13 protein-coding genes are annotated in these 14,190 nt (G+C 76.0%); 10 read left to right on the forward strand and 3 right to left on the reverse strand.

Translation table 11 applies throughout. The features are described from left to right. Positions 1 to 19 precede the first annotated feature (19 nt). Together OO57_RS03055 and OO57_RS03060 are read left to right on the forward strand one after the other, a co-directional pair. Positions 20 to 733, forward strand: coding sequence for a FadR/GntR family transcriptional regulator (locus OO57_RS03055; protein ID WP_033250664.1), 714 nt, complete (start codon positions 20 to 22; stop codon positions 731 to 733). 21 nt (positions 734 to 754) lie between these two features. Beyond that, positions 755 to 1,660, forward strand: coding sequence for an amidohydrolase family protein (locus OO57_RS03060; RefSeq protein WP_081973421.1), 906 nt, complete (start codon positions 755 to 757; stop codon positions 1,658 to 1,660). A gap of 72 nt (positions 1,661 to 1,732) precedes the next feature. On the opposite strand, the gene OO57_RS03065 is transcribed toward OO57_RS03060, so the two are convergent. Further along, positions 1,733 to 3,379, reverse strand: coding sequence for an acyl-CoA dehydrogenase family protein (locus tag OO57_RS03065; RefSeq protein WP_033250665.1), 1,647 nt, complete (start codon positions 3,377 to 3,379; stop codon positions 1,733 to 1,735). 57 nt (positions 3,380 to 3,436) lie between these two features. Next, complete coding sequence (locus tag OO57_RS03070; RefSeq protein ID WP_033250666.1) at positions 3,437 to 4,045, reverse strand: TetR/AcrR family transcriptional regulator; 609 nt, start codon at positions 4,043 to 4,045, stop codon at positions 3,437 to 3,439. A gap of 74 nt (positions 4,046 to 4,119) precedes the next feature. On the opposite strand from OO57_RS03070, the gene OO57_RS03075 reads away from it, so the two are divergent. From OO57_RS03075 to OO57_RS03110, 8 genes are all read left to right on the forward strand, one after another. Beyond that, positions 4,120 to 5,655, forward strand: coding sequence for a class I adenylate-forming enzyme family protein (locus OO57_RS03075; protein WP_033250667.1), 1,536 nt, complete (start codon positions 4,120 to 4,122; stop codon positions 5,653 to 5,655). Between the two features lie 23 nt (positions 5,656 to 5,678). Continuing rightward, the gene (locus OO57_RS03080; RefSeq protein ID WP_033250668.1) at positions 5,679 to 6,272 is read left to right on the forward strand and encodes a TetR/AcrR family transcriptional regulator; all 594 of its coding nucleotides are present in this window, start codon (positions 5,679 to 5,681) and stop codon (positions 6,270 to 6,272) included. Between the two features lie 272 nt (positions 6,273 to 6,544). Continuing rightward, on the forward strand, positions 6,545 to 7,480 hold the full coding sequence (locus OO57_RS03085; RefSeq protein ID WP_033250669.1) for a TauD/TfdA dioxygenase family protein: 936 nt from the start codon (positions 6,545 to 6,547) through the stop codon (positions 7,478 to 7,480). A gap of 153 nt (positions 7,481 to 7,633) precedes the next feature. Continuing rightward, entirely contained in the window at positions 7,634 to 8,953 is a 1,320-nt protein-coding gene (locus OO57_RS03090) for an MFS transporter (RefSeq protein WP_033250670.1), read from the forward strand. A gap of 32 nt (positions 8,954 to 8,985) precedes the next feature. Then, positions 8,986 to 10,701: an aldehyde dehydrogenase family protein gene (locus tag OO57_RS03095; RefSeq protein WP_033250671.1), complete on the forward strand. Its 1,716-nt coding sequence runs from the start codon at positions 8,986 to 8,988 to the stop codon at positions 10,699 to 10,701. A gap of 151 nt (positions 10,702 to 10,852) precedes the next feature. Continuing rightward, a complete protein-coding gene (locus OO57_RS03100; protein WP_158715005.1) occupies positions 10,853 to 11,209 on the forward strand; it encodes a hypothetical protein in 357 nt (118 codons plus the stop codon). 75 nt (positions 11,210 to 11,284) lie between these two features. Further along, complete coding sequence (locus tag OO57_RS03105) at positions 11,285 to 12,454, forward strand: PP2C family protein-serine/threonine phosphatase (RefSeq protein WP_234337197.1); 1,170 nt, start codon at positions 11,285 to 11,287, stop codon at positions 12,452 to 12,454. Positions 12,455 to 12,751: 297 nt separating this feature from the next. After that, a complete protein-coding gene (locus OO57_RS03110) occupies positions 12,752 to 13,180 on the forward strand; it encodes an SsgA family sporulation/cell division regulator (RefSeq protein ID WP_033250723.1) in 429 nt (142 codons plus the stop codon). Between the two features lie 25 nt (positions 13,181 to 13,205). Here the strand turns inward: OO57_RS03110 and OO57_RS03115 are convergent, their stop codons facing one another. Next, positions 13,206 to 13,856: a DUF4232 domain-containing protein gene (locus OO57_RS03115; protein WP_033250673.1), complete on the reverse strand. Its 651-nt coding sequence runs from the start codon at positions 13,854 to 13,856 to the stop codon at positions 13,206 to 13,208. Positions 13,857 to 14,190: the final 334 nt, after the last annotated feature.

A 14,190-nucleotide genomic window follows, 5' to 3' on the forward strand; every position in this document is an offset into this window, starting at 1 on the left:
CCCGAGGAGCTGCGGACCCGTGCCAGTCACCGACGAGGCCATCGTCAAGATCAAGGAGATGATCCTCGGCGGCGAGCTCGCCCCCGGCGCCAGGCTGCCGAAGGAGGCGGACCTGGCCGAGCGCCTCGGCCTGTCCCGCAACTCGCTGCGCGAGGCGGTCAAGGCGCTGTCGCTGATCCGGGTGCTGGACGTCCGGCAGGGCGACGGCACCTACGTCACCAGCCTGGAGCCCGAACTCCTGCTGGACACCCTGGCGTTCGTGGTCGACTTCCACCGGGACGACACCGTCCTGCACTTCCTGGAGGTGCGCCGGATCCTCGAACCCGAGGCCACCGCGCTGGCCGCGCGCGCCATGTCCGACGCCCAGCTGACCGCCCTCGGCGAGCTGCTCGCCGCCCTCCCCGACGACGCCCCGCTGGACGAACTCCTGGCCAACGACCTGGAGTTCCACCGGCTGATCGCCACCGGCTCCGGGAACCCGGTCCTGGTCTCGCTGCTGGACGGCATCTCCGCGCCCACCACCCGGGCCCGGATCTGGCGCGGCCTCACCGAGGAGGGCGCCGCCGCCCGCACCCGGGCGCAGCACCGCGAGATCCACGCGGCGCTCGCCCACCGGGACGCCGAACTGGCCCGGGCGCTGGCCCTGGTGCACGTCTGCGGGGTCGAGCGGTGGCTGCGCGACACCCTGGGTGGGGAGGGTGCGTTCAATACCCCTGGCAGCAAGGACAGTTGAGATTCCGTTCCGAAGGGGACCATGGTGACCACCGCTCCGAACGCCGCACTCCCCTCCCCCGGCGGGCCGTCGGCGGCCGCGGGCCGGATCGACGCCCACCACCACCTGTGGGATCCGGCCCCCCGCGTGCACGACTGGCTGGCGGAGCCCGGACTCGCCCCGCTGCGGCGGGCGTTCACCGTCGACGAGCTGCGTCCGCAGGCCGCGGCGGCCGGGGTCGGCGGGACGGTGCTGGTGCAGACCGTCACCGTGGCCGGGGAGACGCCCGAACTGCTCGCCGTCGCGGCGGCCGATCCGCTGGTGCGGGGTGTGGTCGGCTGGGTCGATCTGACCGCCCCGGACGTCACCGACGTGCTCACCGCGCTGCGCGAACTCCCGGGCGGGGAGCGGCTGGTGGGCGTCCGGCACCAGGTGCAGTCGGAGCCCGACCCGCGGTGGCTGCTGCGGCCCGGGGTGCTGCGCGGCCTGGCGGCGGTCGCCGATGCGGGGCTGGCGTACGACCTGGTGGTGCGGCCGCACCAGCTGCCCGCCGCGGCCGAGGCTGCCGACCGGCTTCCGCAACTCACCTTCGTGCTGGACCACTTGGGCAAGCCACCGATCGCCTCCGGCCCGGCCGGGCTGGGCCCGTGGGCGGCGGCGCTGCATGCGTTCGCGGCCCGACCCAACACCTGCGGCAAGCTCTCCGGCCTTACCACCGAGGCGAGTTGGCGCACCTGGACGGTCGCGGACCTGCGGCCCTGGGCGGAGGCCGCCCTGGAGTGCTTCGGCCCGGAGCGGCTGATGTTCGGCTCGGACTGGCCGGTGTGCCTGCTGGCGGCGGACTACGCCGGGGTGGTGGCCGCCGCCGAGGAGCTGACCGGGCAGCTCTCCGACCCGGAGCGCGGCGCCGTGTTCGGCGGCACCGCGACCCGGGTCTACCGGCTCTGAACGAGCCCCTCGCGGCGGGCGGACCGGCCTCGGGCCTCCGGCCGACCGAACCCGGCCCCCGGCGGGCCGGTCTCAGGCCCCCGGGAGGCGGTCGAGCAGTGCGGTGAAGTCGGTGGCGGGGGCGAGGGTGCCGAAGGCCTGGCCGCGGTCGCCGGCCAGCCGGGAGGCGCAGAAGGCGTCGGCGACGGCGGCGGGGGCGTGCCGGACCAGCAGCGAGCCCTGGAGCACCAGCGCGGCGCGTTCGATGACCCGGCGGGCGCCGAGTTGGCTGTCCGCGGTGGGGCGGAGTTCCGTGCGCAGGTCGCGCCAGGCGGCGTCGAGGCGGGGGTCGGCACCCGCGGCGAGGTCGATCTCGGCGGCGAGGGCGTCGAGCGTCTCGGGTTCGCGGGCCAGGGCGCGCTGCAGGTCGAGGGCGGTGACGTTGCCGGAGCCCTCCCAGATGCTGTTGAGCGGGGCCTCGCGGTAGAGCCGGGGCAGGCCGGAGGCCTCGTCGTAGCCGTTGCCGCCGAGGCACTCCAACGCTTCGGCGACGGCGGCGGGTTGGCGCTTGCACACCCAGTACTTGGCGACGGCGGTGGCGATCCGCAGGAAGGCGCGTTCGGCGCCGTCGCCGTGCCGGGCGCGGTCGGCGGCTCCGGCCAGCCGCAGGGCGAGGGTGGTGGCGGCCTCGGATTCGAGCGACAGGTCGGCGAGGACGTTGCGCATCAGCGGCTGGTCGATCAGCAGGGCGCCGAAGGCGGCGCGGTGCCGGGCGTGGTGGGCGGCCTGGGCGAGGGCGGCGCGGGTGCCCGCGGCGGAGCCGAGGACGCAGTCGAGCCGGGTCATGGTGACCATCTCGATGATGGTGCGCACGCCCTTGCCCTCGGCGCCGACCAGCCAGGCCACGGTGTCGTCGAACTCGGGTTCGCTGCTGGCGTTGGCGCGGTTGCCGAGCTTGTCCTTGAGGCGCTGGATGCGGAAGGTGTTGCGCTCGCCGTCGGGCAGCACCCGCGGCACGAGGAAGCAGGACAGGCCGCCGGGCGCCTGGGCGAGGACGAGGAACAGGTCGTTCATCGGCGCGCTGGTGAACCACTTGTGGCCGCGCAGCCGCCAGCTGCCGTCGGGCTGTTCGGTCGCGGTGGTGCTGTTGGCGCGGACGTCGCTGCCGCCCTGCTTCTCGGTCATCCCCATGCCCGCGAGCAGTCCGCGCTTGCCGGTGGGGGTGCGCAGGCCGGGGTCGTAGCTGCGGCTGGTGAGCAGGGGCTCGTAGGTGGCGGCGAGTGCGGGGGCGTGGCGCAGCGCGGGGACGACGGCGTACGTCATGGAGACGGGGCAGAGGTGGCCGGGTTCCAGGGTGGTGGCGACCATGAAGCCCGCGGCGCGGGCGACGTGGGCGCCGGGGCGGGGGTCGGCCCAGGCGGCTCCGGCCAGGCCGGCGCCGACCGAGAGGTCCATCAGGTGGTGGTAGGCGGGGTGGAACTCGACCTCGTCGACGCGGTGGCCGTAGCGGTCGTGGGTGCGCAGTTCGGGTTCGTGGCGGTTGGCCTGGTCGGCCCAGTGCTGGGCCTGCTCGCTGCCGGCCAGGCGGCCGAGGCGGTGGAGTTCCTCGCGGTGCCAGCCGGCGCCCTCGCGGTCGAGGCCTTCCAGCAGGACGGCGTCCTGGGCGACGTCGTGGCCGGTCAGCGGCGGTGCCTGGTTGGTGACCCGGTGGGTGGCGGCGGTGGGGTGGCTGGCGGGCACGGGGGCCTCCGGGAGGGTGTGGGGGTTCGTACGGGAGGGGGCGGGGTTCCGGCGGTGTCAGGCGAGGGGGGCGCCCGCGCAGCGCAGTGCCGTGGCGGTGAGGTCGGCGAGCAGGGCCTCGGTGTCGGCGTCCTCGGGTGCGCCGAGCGGGTCGACCAGGACCTCGCCGATGGCACCGGTGAGCGCGGCGGCGGTGATCTCGCCGTTCTGGGCGGGCAGCGCGCCGGTGGCGACGCCCTCGCGGACCACCTCGGCGAACAGGGCGCGGTAGCGGCGGCGGAAGGCGAGGCGTTCGGCGCCGACGGCGGGTTCGGCGGGGGCGGCGAGCAGGGCGTGGGCGAGGCCGCGGTTCTCCAGGGCGCGGCGGGCGAACACCTCGACGCCGCGGGCGAGCCGTTCGACCGGGTCGCCGGGGCCGTGCAGGACTTCGCCGAGCACCTCCACCTCGCGTCCGGCGGCGCGCCGGAACACCTCGACGGCGAGCGCCGCCTTGGACGGGAAGTGCTGGTAGACGGAGCCGGCGGCGATCCCGGCGGCGTCGGCGACGGCCGTCACCGAGGCCTGCGACCAGCCGACCTCCGCGACGACCTCGGTGGCGCAGCCGACGAGGTGCTCCCGGGCGGCGGTGAGCCGGTGGATTTCGGCTGGGGTCTTGCGGTAGGCCATGAAAGAAGTGAACCATCATTCACAGCTTCCCGCCAAGGGCCCGCCCCACCGGCCCGGCACGTCAGGAGAACGTGATGCACCTCAGTGCCCTGTTGGACGGCGCCGTTCGCTCGGGCCGCGACCAGGAGGCCGTCGTCTACCGCGAACAGCGCTGGACGTACGGCGAGTTCGCCGCGGCCGCCCGGCGCGCCGCGACCGTGCTGCACGACGCCGGGGTGCGCCCCGGCGACCGGGTCGCGGTGATGACGCTCAACACCCCGGCGTTCCTGTTCGCCGCCTTCGGGGCCTGGTACGCGGGCGCGGTGCTGGTGCCGGTCAACCACAAGCTGCAGACCGCCGAGGTGGCCCGCCAACTCGCCCACTGCGGGGCCCGGTTGGTCATCGTGGACGCCGAGGTCGGCGAGCGCGCCACCGGCGCCGACCCGGGCGTCCGCCGGCTGGTCAGCCACCCCGACGCGGCCCCGGAGCAGCGCCCCGCCGACTCCTTCGAGTCCCTGGTGGCCGCCGCCGAACCCTGGAGCGGCGAGCCGGGCCCGGACACCGACACCGCCCAGGTCCTCTACACCTCCGGCACCTCCGGCGCCCCCAAGGGCTGCGTGCACACCCACCGCGGCATCGCCCTGACCGCCACCTACACCGCCGCCGCGATCCCGCTGCGCCGCGACGAGCGCTTCCTGGTCTGCATGCCGATCTGGCACGCCTCCCCGCTCAACAACTGGACCCTGGGCACCCTGCTGCTGGGCGCCACGGTGGTGCTCCAGCGCGAGTACGAGCCGCGCGGCATGCTGGAGGCGATCCAGCGCGAACGCGTCACCGCCCTGTTCGGCGCCCCGATCGCCCTGCTCGCGCCCCTGCAGGCCGTCCCGGACCTCGCCTCGTACGACCTGTCCTCCGTCCGCTCCTGGATCTACGGGGCCGGGCCGCTGGACGCCGACAGCGCGCGCCGCCTGATGGCCGCGTACGGCTCCGACCAGTTCCACCAGGTGTACGGGATGAGCGAGACCGGCCCGGTCGGGGCCTCGCTCTCCCCCGCCGAGCAGGTCGCCAAGGCCGGGGCGATCGGACGCGGCGGCATGCCCGGCGTCGACCTGCGGGTGGTCCGCCCGGACGGGAGCGACGCCGGGGCCGGGGAGAGCGGCGAGATCTGGCTGCGCTCGGACACCCGGATGGTCGGCTACCTGGACGACCCGGCCGCCACCGCCGAGGCGTTCGCGGGCGACTGGTACCGCAGCGGCGACCTCGGGCGGGTCGACGCGGACGGGTTCGTCACCGTCGTCGACCGGATCAAGGACGTGATCATCACCGGCGGCGAGAACGTCGCCTCCCAGGAGGTCGAGGGCGCCCTGCGCGGCCACCCCGACGTCCTGGACGTCGCCGTGGTCGGCCGGCCGCACCCGCAGTGGGGCGAGACCGTGGTCGCCGTCGTGGTCGCCCGGGACGGCTCCGCCCTGGACACCGCGGCGATGCGGGCCTGGCTGGAACCGCGGATCGCCCGCTACAAGGTCCCGCGCGAACTGGTGCTGCGCGACCAGCTGCCGCGCACCCCCTCCGGGAAGGTCACCAAGCACGTGCTGCGCGCCGAACTGACCGCCCCCGGCGCCCGGGCCTGAACCGCTTGGCTAAGGTCGGCCGCATGGTCGAGGAGCGGATGCGCAGGGGCCCGGGGCGGCCGAGGCAGGAGCACGTCACCGCCTCGGTGCTCGACGCCGTGGTGGAGCTGGTCGCCGAGCACGGCATGGGCGCCCTCACCATGGACGCCGTCGCCGCCCGGGCCGGCGTCGGCAAACCCGCCATCTACCGGCGCTGGCCCACCAAGCAGGACCTGCTCATCGCCGCCGCCGAGTCGCGGATCGGCCCGCTCGCCGTCCCCGACACGGGCGACTTCCGCACCGAGCTGCGCGCCGTCCTGACCGCCCGGATGAACGCCTACCGGCAGCCCGGCGTCAACCGGCTGCTCGCCGGGGTGATCGGCTCCGCCGCCGAGGCGGGCGCCGAGCCCGGCGCCTACCAGGCGTACACGGCCCGGGTGATGGGCGAGACCCGGCACCTGCTGGAACGCGGCGCGGCCCGCGGCGACGTCCGCCCCGACGTCGACCTCGGGGCCGCGGCGACCCTGGTGGCGGCCGCGCTGGTGTTCCGGATGGTCGCCGAGCAGCAGCTGCCCGACGAGCAGCTGGTCGAGTCGGTGGTGGAGCTGATCGCCCGGGCAGTCGCCACCGCCCCGTGAACCGACGCCATGAACCGGCGCCCCCGCACCGCACCCGGGCCGAGCCCGGGCCGAGCCCGCGCTGACCTGCACTGACCCGCGCTGACCTGCGCTTTCGAGCGGCGCACCGACGAGGCGAACCCGTCGGTGCGCCGCTCCGGCATGCCCGCGTCCGGTGCGCGCGGCCCTGATCCCGCGTCAGAAACACGTCCGTCCCGAACCCTTGCCCCGGCCCGCCCGAATATCGATACTTCCGGTTACGTAATCAGCGTCCACTGCTGGGAGGAACCCGCATGCACGCCGTCGCGACCACCCCCGTCGCCCACCCCCGCCCCGTCCTGGACAAGCCCCTGATGCACTACGGGAGCCGCGTCCTGGACCGCCTCGCCCCCGGGGCCGAACCGTCCCGCCACGAGCTGCTGGAGGTCCGGCCGCTCACCCCGCACTTCGGCGCCGTCCTCGGCGGCGTCGACCTGACCCGGCCGATCGGCGAGGCGCTCGCCGAGGAGCTGCGGCGGGCCCTGGCCGAGTGGAAGGTGGTGTTCTTCCGCGGCCAGCACGGCTTCACCGCCGAGCACCAGCTCGCCCTGTCCGCCGTCTGGGGCCCGCCCGAACCCAACCCGTTCTTCCCGAGGACCGGCACCGCGGGCGTCTCCCGCCTCGCCAAGGACGCCAAGGCCGCGGGCAACAAGAACATCTGGCACAGCGACCACTCCTTCATGGTCAACCCGGCCCTCGGATCGGTGCTGCGCGCCGTCGAGGTCCCGGCCGCGGGCGGCGACACCATGTGGGCCGACATGGCCGCCGCGTACGACAACCTCCCCGCCGACCTGAAGGAGCGCATCGACGGCCTCACCGCCGTCCACGACTGGCTGCCGAGCTGGGGCGCCCTGATGAACGAGGAGCAGCAGGCCGCCTTCCGCCTGCAGTGGCCGCAGGTCGAGCACCCCGTGGTGGTCCGCCACCCGCGCACCGGGCGCCGCACCCTGTACGTCAACGAGCCGTTCACCACCCGCATCGTCGGGCTCTCCGCGGAGGAGAACCGCGAACTCCTCGACCTGCTGGTGCTCCAGGCCCGCATCCCCGAGTACCAGGTCCGCTTCCACTGGGAGCCCGACTCGATCGCGGTCTGGGACAACATCGCCACCCAGCACTACGCGATCAACGACTACTTCCCGCAGCGCCGCGTGATGGAGCGGATCGCCATCGCCGGGGTCCCGCTCTCCTGACCCCGCCGGGCCCGTGCGCACCCGGCGGAGCGCACGGCCCCCACCCCTTCCGCCTCCCCGAGGCACTCCCTCCCCTCCCCGAGGCGCCCCGAGGCACCCTCTTCCCGAGGCCCCCCTTTCCCGAGGCACCCCCTCCCTCCCCCAGGAGCCCCCATGGCCGAGGTGTCCACCGCTTCCCCGCGCCCCGCCCGGTCCGCACCGGCCACCGGCGGCAGCGGCGTCCGCGCCTGGACGGTGACCGCGCTGCTGGTCGCCCTGATGATGGTCAACTTCGCGGACAAGTCCGTCCTGGGCCTGGCCGCCGACGAGATCCGCGCCGACCTGCACCTGAGCGCCACCCAGTTCGGCCTGGCCAACGGCGCGTTCTTCCTGCTGTTCTCGGCGGCCGCCGCGGTCGTCGGCCTGGCCGCCGACCGCCTGTCGCCCAAGGTGCTGCTGCTGGTGATGGCCGTCCTGTGGTCGGTGGCCCAGGTCCCGGCCGCGATCGGCGGCGGCCTCGCGGTCCTGGTCACCTCGCGCGTCCTGCTGGGCGCCGCCGAGGGGCCCGCCTTCCCGGTCGCCCAGCACGCCGCCCTCGCCTGGTTCCCGGACCACCGGCGCAACCTGCCCGGCGCGCTGGTCACCCTCGGCGTCACCCTCGGCGTGATCGTCTCCGCGCCCACCCTGTCCTGGGTCATCCAGCACCACGGCTGGCGGACCGCCCTGTGGGCCCTGGCCGCGGTGGGCCTGGTGTGGGCCGCCGCGTGGAAGGCCCTGGGCGCCGACGGCCGACACGCGGTCGAGGCCCCGGCCGCCACCGCCTCCCCCACCGCTCACGCCGCCGCTCCCGCCGCCGCTCCCGCCGTGCCGTACCGACGGATCTTCCGCACCCGGACCTGGATCGGCGCCACCCTCGCCTACTTCACCAGCTACTGGACGGTCGCCCTGATGCTGGTGTGGCTGCCCTCCTACCTGCGCAACGCCCTCGGCTACTCCGCCGACCGGGCCGGCACCGTGGTCGCCGCCCCCTGGGCCGTCGGCGCCCTCGTGCTGCTGGCCCAGGCCGCGGTCACCGCCCGCCTGATGCGGCGCGGCGTCAGCAGCCGCCGCGCCCGCGGCTGGGTCGGCGGCGTGCTGCTCGCCGTCGGCGCCGCGTGCTGCCTGGCCGTGCCGCTCGCCGACGGGCAGGGCGCGCGGACGGTGCTGGTCGCCCTCGGCTTCGGCTTCGGCGGCTCGTACGCGACCGTCGCCGCCACCACCGTCGCCGAACTCGCCCCGCCCGCCCGCAGCGGCGGCTCCCTCGGCGTGATGAACGCGACGGTGACGGCCGCCGGACTCGCCGCCCCCGCCCTGGTCGGCGCCCTGGTCGACGCCCGGGGGACGGCCGGCTACCAGCACGCCGTCCTGGTCTCCGGCCTGCTGCTGGCCGTGGGCGCGGTCGCGTCCTTCCTGCTCGTCGACCCGGCCCGGGACACCGCCCGGCTCGCCGCCTGACCGCCCGTCCCGCCCTGAGGAGCCCGCCCCCGATGAACGCACAGCCCGACCGCACCCCTGCCTCCGCCCCGAGTACCGATCACCTCGACCGGGCCGTCGCCGAACTGCGCGCGCACGCCGCGTCCTGGACGGCCACCCCGCTGGCCGAACGGATCGGCCTGCTCGAACGGATGCTCCCCCGGATCGCCGGACGGGCCGAGGCCATGGTCGCCGACTCCGCCCGCGCCAAGGGCTACCCCGCCGACTCCCCCTGGGCCGCCGAGGACTGGGTCACCGCGCCCTGGGCCCTGGCCCAGACCGTCCGCGCCCACCTGCACGTCCTGCGCCGCCTGGCCCGCGGCGACGGCCCGGTGCCCGCCTCGGCCGTCCGCGAACGGGACGGGCGGGCCTTCGTCGACGTCTTCCCCGCCACCCTCTCCGACCGCCTGCTGCTGAACGGCTTCAGCGCCCGGGTGTGGACCCTCCCCGGCACCACCCGCGCCCGGGTGCTGGAACGCGCCGCCGGCGAGTACCGCGGCCGGGCCGGACGCCCCGCGGTCGCCCTGGTCCTCGGCGCGGGCAACGTCCCGGCGATCACCCCGCTCGACGTCCTGCACAAGCTGTACGCGGAGGGGCAGGTCGTCCTCGCGAAGATGAACCCCGTCAACGCCTACCTGCGCCCGCACTTCGAGGAGGTGTTCCGCGAGTTCGTCGACCGCGGCTGGGTCCGGTACGTCGACGGCGGCGCCGCCGAGGGCGCCCACCTCACCGCCCACGCCGGCATCGACACCGTCCACGTCACCGGCAGCGAACGCACCCACGACGCCATCGTCTGGGGCACCGACGACCGGGCCGAGCACCGCCGCCGCACGGACACCCCGCGCATCGACAAGCCCGTCACCAGCGAACTCGGCGGCATCAGCCCGTGCATCGTCGTCCCCGGGCCGTGGAGCGCCGCGGACTTCCGCTACCAGGCCGAGCACATCGCCACCAGCAAGCTCAACAACTCCGGCCACAACTGCGTCGCCACCCAGGTCCTGCTGGTCCCCCGCGACTGGGACGGCACCGAACGGCTGCTCGCCGAGGTCCGCCGCGTCCTGCGCGAACTCCCGCCCCGCACCGACTACTACCCCGGCGCCGCCGACCGCCTCGCCACCGTCGCCCGCGCCCACCCCGACGCCGACCGCACCCGCCCCCTCGTCCCCGACGTCACCGACCCCACGGACCCGCTGCTCACCGACGAGGTGTTCGCCAGCGCCCTCGGCGTGGTCCGGCTGCCCGGTGCCGATCCCGCCGAATTCCTCACCGCCGCCGTCGAGTTCGCCAACGACCGGCTCCCCGGCACCCTCGGCGCCACCCTCCTCGTCCACCCCCGCACCGAACGCACCCACCGCACCGCCGTCGACACCGCCGTCGCCGACCTCCGCTACGGCACCCTCGGCGTCAACTGCTGGTCCGCCTTCGGCTTCCTCCTCGGCTACACCCCCTGGGGCGCCCACCCCGGCCACACCCGCCGGAACATCGGCAGCGGCACCGGCTTCGTCCACAACGCCTTCCTCCTGGAGGACGTCGAGAAGACCGTCCTGCGCGCCCCCTTCGCCCCCACCCCCCGCGGCCTGCTCACCGGCTCCCCCTCCCTCTCCCCCCGCCCGCCCTACTACGCCACCAACCGCACCGCCCTCACCACCATGCGCCGCCTCACCACCCACACCACCACCCCCAGCCCCACCCGCCTCCCGGGCATCTTCCTCTCCGCCCTCCGCGGCTGACGCACCGCCGGTTCCACCCCGCCCGGCTGTCCGCGGCATCGTCACAGTCTGGGAACGGGCCGGCGCGGCCCCCTGTCGCGGGGGTGCGGGGGCTGTCACAGTGGGCCGGTCGCGGGGCCGCGGGGGCCCGGCAGGAATGGGGGCGGGGCCGATGCGGGGACGTCGTCTGGCGGGGGTGCTGTTGGCGCTGGTGCTGGCGGGGGGTGGGAGCGTGGCGGCTGCGGGGGCCGCGGAGGCGGCGGTGCCCCGGGCGGCGGTGGCGGGTTCGGCGCAGGCGGTGGTGGCGGGCGGCTCGCAGGGGGTGGCGGCGGGGCCGGTGGGCGGGGCCCGGGTGGTGGACGGGCAGCGGGTGCGGGAGGCCGTGCCGCTGGCGAAGAGCTCGTCGAAGAAGAAAAAGAAGAAGAAGTCCAAGGGGGCCCTGATCGGGTTCCTGGTGGTGTCGCTGCTGGTGCTGGTGGTCGTGGGCGTGGTGGTGTGGCTGGTGGTCCGGCGGCTGCGGCGGTCCTGAGGCCGCGGGCGCCGGTGCCCGGGCGGGCCCGTGTCGGAGTGGCCCGCCGGGGCGTTCCCTGATGGACTGTCGGGCGTGTCCGCTCGTGGCGGCCGGGCCGCAGGAGAACCAGGGGGTGCGCCCATCGACAGCCTGCCGGAGGACGGCGACGGGGCTGCGACGCCGGTGGCGCGTGCGGCGGCGCTGGTGGGTGCGGTGCTGCTGTACGGGCTCGTCGTGGGCCTGCAGTACGGGACGGACGGCTGGCACCTGCCGTCGGTGCTGGTGGCGGTTCCGGCGGTGGCCGCGCTGACGTTCGGGCCGCCGGTGATCGTCGGGGCGGCGGTCGTCGCGGTGGTCACCCGGTGGGTGTTCGCCCTCTCCGATCCGGGACGGACCGGGGCTGCGGTGGGGACCACCGCGGTGATCCTCGGCATCGCGGCGCTCGGCTGTTTCGTGGTGCGCCGCCGGGAGCGTGCGGCGGCCCGGCTGGTGAGCATCGCGACGGTCGCCGAGACGGCGCAGCGGGCGGTGCTGCGGCCGGTGCCCGCCGCGGTCGGGCCGTACGCGATCGCCGCGGGGTACCGGGCGGCCGCCCGGGACGCCCGGATCGGCGGGGACCTGTACGCGGTGGCGGACACCCCGTCCGGGCTGCGCACGCTGATCGGTGACGTGCGCGGGAAGGGCCTGGACGCGGTGGCCACCGCCGCGGTCGTGCTGGGCGCCTTCCACGAGGCCGTGCTGGACGCGCCGTCGCTGGGCGCCCTCGCGGGGCGGCTCGACACCAGCCTGCGCCGCTTCCTGACCGACGACCCGGAGTCCTTCGCCACGGTGTTCCTGCTGGAGGCCGCCTCCGACGGCACCGTCCGCGGGCTGTCGTGCGGGCATCCGGCGCCGCTGCTCCTGCACGGTTCGACCGTCAGCGAACTGTCGGTGCCGCCGGGCCTGCCGCTGGGGCTGCGCAACGAGGCGGGGGCTCCCGCGGGGGTGCCTCCGGAGGCGTCCGCGGAGGCGTCCGGGGAGGCTCGCGTCACGCACCTTGAGCCGGGAGACACCCTGCTGCTGTACACCGACGGCCTCGCCGAGGCCCGCGACCGCAGCGGTGCCTTCTACCCGCTGCCCGCCCGGCTGGCCGCCTGCGCGGGGCTGCCCCCGCGGGCGCTGGTCGACCGGCTGCAGCAGGACGCCCACGCGTTCGCGGGCGGCACCGACGACGACGCGGCCCTGCTCGCCCTGACCTGGCACCTGCGTCCTCCCGCCGACTGAGCCGCGGGGACAAGGGGGCAACGGGGGCAACGGGGGCAAGGGACGTTCGCTCACCATTTGAAATGGCCCGCCTTGTTCGCCCCGTTGCCGATCTTGGACGATGGGAGCCGAACGGGGGACCCGGGGGGGCGACCGGCCACCGAGCGGGCCCGCTTGCCCGCAGGCTGTCGGTCAGCCGGTCGGCGGGCCCGCGCTCGCGGGCCCCGTTCGACGACGGCGTTGGCGATGGCACCGACCCGCGGCGCGCCCCTCGGCGCGGCGGGCGGGCCGAACGAGCAGGACGAGAGGTACTGGCGCATGCACAGCACGGTCCGAGCCCGGACGACGATGCACCTCGCGGTGTCGGGCGAGCTCTCCTTCCGCACCGCGGTCGACCTGGACTACGACACGGGCGACCCGTTCGCCGTCCGCTTCACCTTCCACCTGCCCGGCGACGAGCCCGTGACCTGGGTCTTCGCCCGCGACCTGCTGGCCGCCGGGACGAGGGGCCCCGCCGGGGAGGGCGACGTGCACGTCCACCCCGTCGGCGACGACCTCGCCGAGGTCTGCCTGGTGCTGCGCTCGCCCGGGGGCGACGCCCTGCTGCGCGCGGCCGCGCCGCCGCTGCTGGCCTTCCTGGCCCGCACCGACCGGCTGGTGCCGTTCGGTCAGGAGCGCTTCACCGCCGACCTGGACCGGAAGCTCGCCGCGATCCTGTCCACGGCGGGCCCCGAGAGCGCGTCCTGACCCCGGCGGCCGGAGTCCTCCGGCGTCACTCGCCCTGGCCTGCGCTCCCCACCGGGCCGATCTTCACCGGGGCGCCGCTGCCGTCGGTGACGGGCAGCGAGCCGCCCGGCCAGGGGAGGGTGACGGAGTGGGTCTCGTCCGGCGGGGTCACCACCAGGTGGGTGATCCGGACGCCGGTGCCGCCCGTGGTGTTGACCGGGTAGCTGACGCCGAAGTACGTGGACTTGCCGTTCTTGAGGACCGCGGAGACGACGGGCTCGCCGGAGCGCTCCGCGGACAGGGTGCCCTCCGCGGCCTGCAGGTCGACGCCCGCGTACCCGGCGATCGTGCAGTCCTTGCCGCTGTGGTTCTTCAGTTCGACCGCGACGGTGCCCTCGGCGTCGCCGGTGATGGTGGCGTCCACGGCGGTGACGGTCAGGTCGGCGGTGCGGCACTTGGCGGCCTTCCCGGTGCCGGCCGGGGCGGCGGTGGTGCCGCCGGTGGTGCCGCCGGTGCCGGCCGGGGCGGCGGGGGAGGCCGGGGCCGCCGTGCTCGGGGCGGCGGCGGCGCTCTTCGCGGCGGTGGCCGCGGTGCTCGGGGCGCCCTGCGCGGTGTCCGTGCCGTCGTCCTGGCAGGCGGTGAGCGAGAGGGCGGCCGCGACGGCCAGGGTGGTGAGGGCGAGGGTGCGGGCGCGCATGGTGTTCTCCTCCGGGTCGGGCGGCGGTGCCGGGTGCTCGGTGCGAGCGGGTCTACGAAGTCCAGGACCGCCGGCCCGGGCGAACCGTTGCACTGCGTCCCCGCCCGGGACCGTGCTGTGACAATCCCGGCCGCACCCCCTCCCCCGCCGGGCCGCGCGACCCGCCGCCGCCCCCGCTGACCGGCGCGAACGCCGCCGCGCGCCCCGCCGCGCGCCGTCGCGCCCCGCCGCCGCCCGCGGCTGCCCGCCGCCGTGGCCGGGACGGACCCGTGACGCGGACGCCATTGACCGCGGCCTTCCCGGTCCGTCCCTCGTCCGTCCCCCGTCCGTCCCC

This window comes from Kitasatospora phosalacinea, assembly GCF_000717185.1.
In the GTDB taxonomy this organism is placed as follows: domain Bacteria; phylum Actinomycetota; class Actinomycetes; order Streptomycetales; family Streptomycetaceae; genus Kitasatospora; species Kitasatospora phosalacinea_A.

Coding starts and splice junctions, on each gene's coding strand:
- OO57_RS03060 (WP_081973421.1), top strand. CDS start 755: ATGGTGACCACCGCTCCGAACGCCGCACTCCCCTCCCCCGGCGGGCCG.
- OO57_RS03070 (WP_033250666.1), bottom strand. CDS start 4,045: ATGGCCTACCGCAAGACCCCAGCCGAAATCCACCGGCTCACCGCCGCC.
- OO57_RS03075 (WP_033250667.1), top strand. CDS start 4,120: ATGCACCTCAGTGCCCTGTTGGACGGCGCCGTTCGCTCGGGCCGCGAC.
- OO57_RS03080 (WP_033250668.1), top strand. CDS start 5,679: ATGGTCGAGGAGCGGATGCGCAGGGGCCCGGGGCGGCCGAGGCAGGAG.
- OO57_RS03085 (WP_033250669.1), top strand. CDS start 6,545: ATGCACGCCGTCGCGACCACCCCCGTCGCCCACCCCCGCCCCGTCCTG.
- OO57_RS03090 (WP_033250670.1), top strand. CDS start 7,634: ATGGCCGAGGTGTCCACCGCTTCCCCGCGCCCCGCCCGGTCCGCACCG.
- OO57_RS03095 (WP_033250671.1), top strand. CDS start 8,986: ATGAACGCACAGCCCGACCGCACCCCTGCCTCCGCCCCGAGTACCGAT.
- OO57_RS03100 (WP_158715005.1), top strand. CDS start 10,853: ATGCGGGGACGTCGTCTGGCGGGGGTGCTGTTGGCGCTGGTGCTGGCG.
- OO57_RS03110 (WP_033250723.1), top strand. CDS start 12,752: ATGCACAGCACGGTCCGAGCCCGGACGACGATGCACCTCGCGGTGTCG.
- OO57_RS03115 (WP_033250673.1), bottom strand. CDS start 13,856: ATGCGCGCCCGCACCCTCGCCCTCACCACCCTGGCCGTCGCGGCCGCC.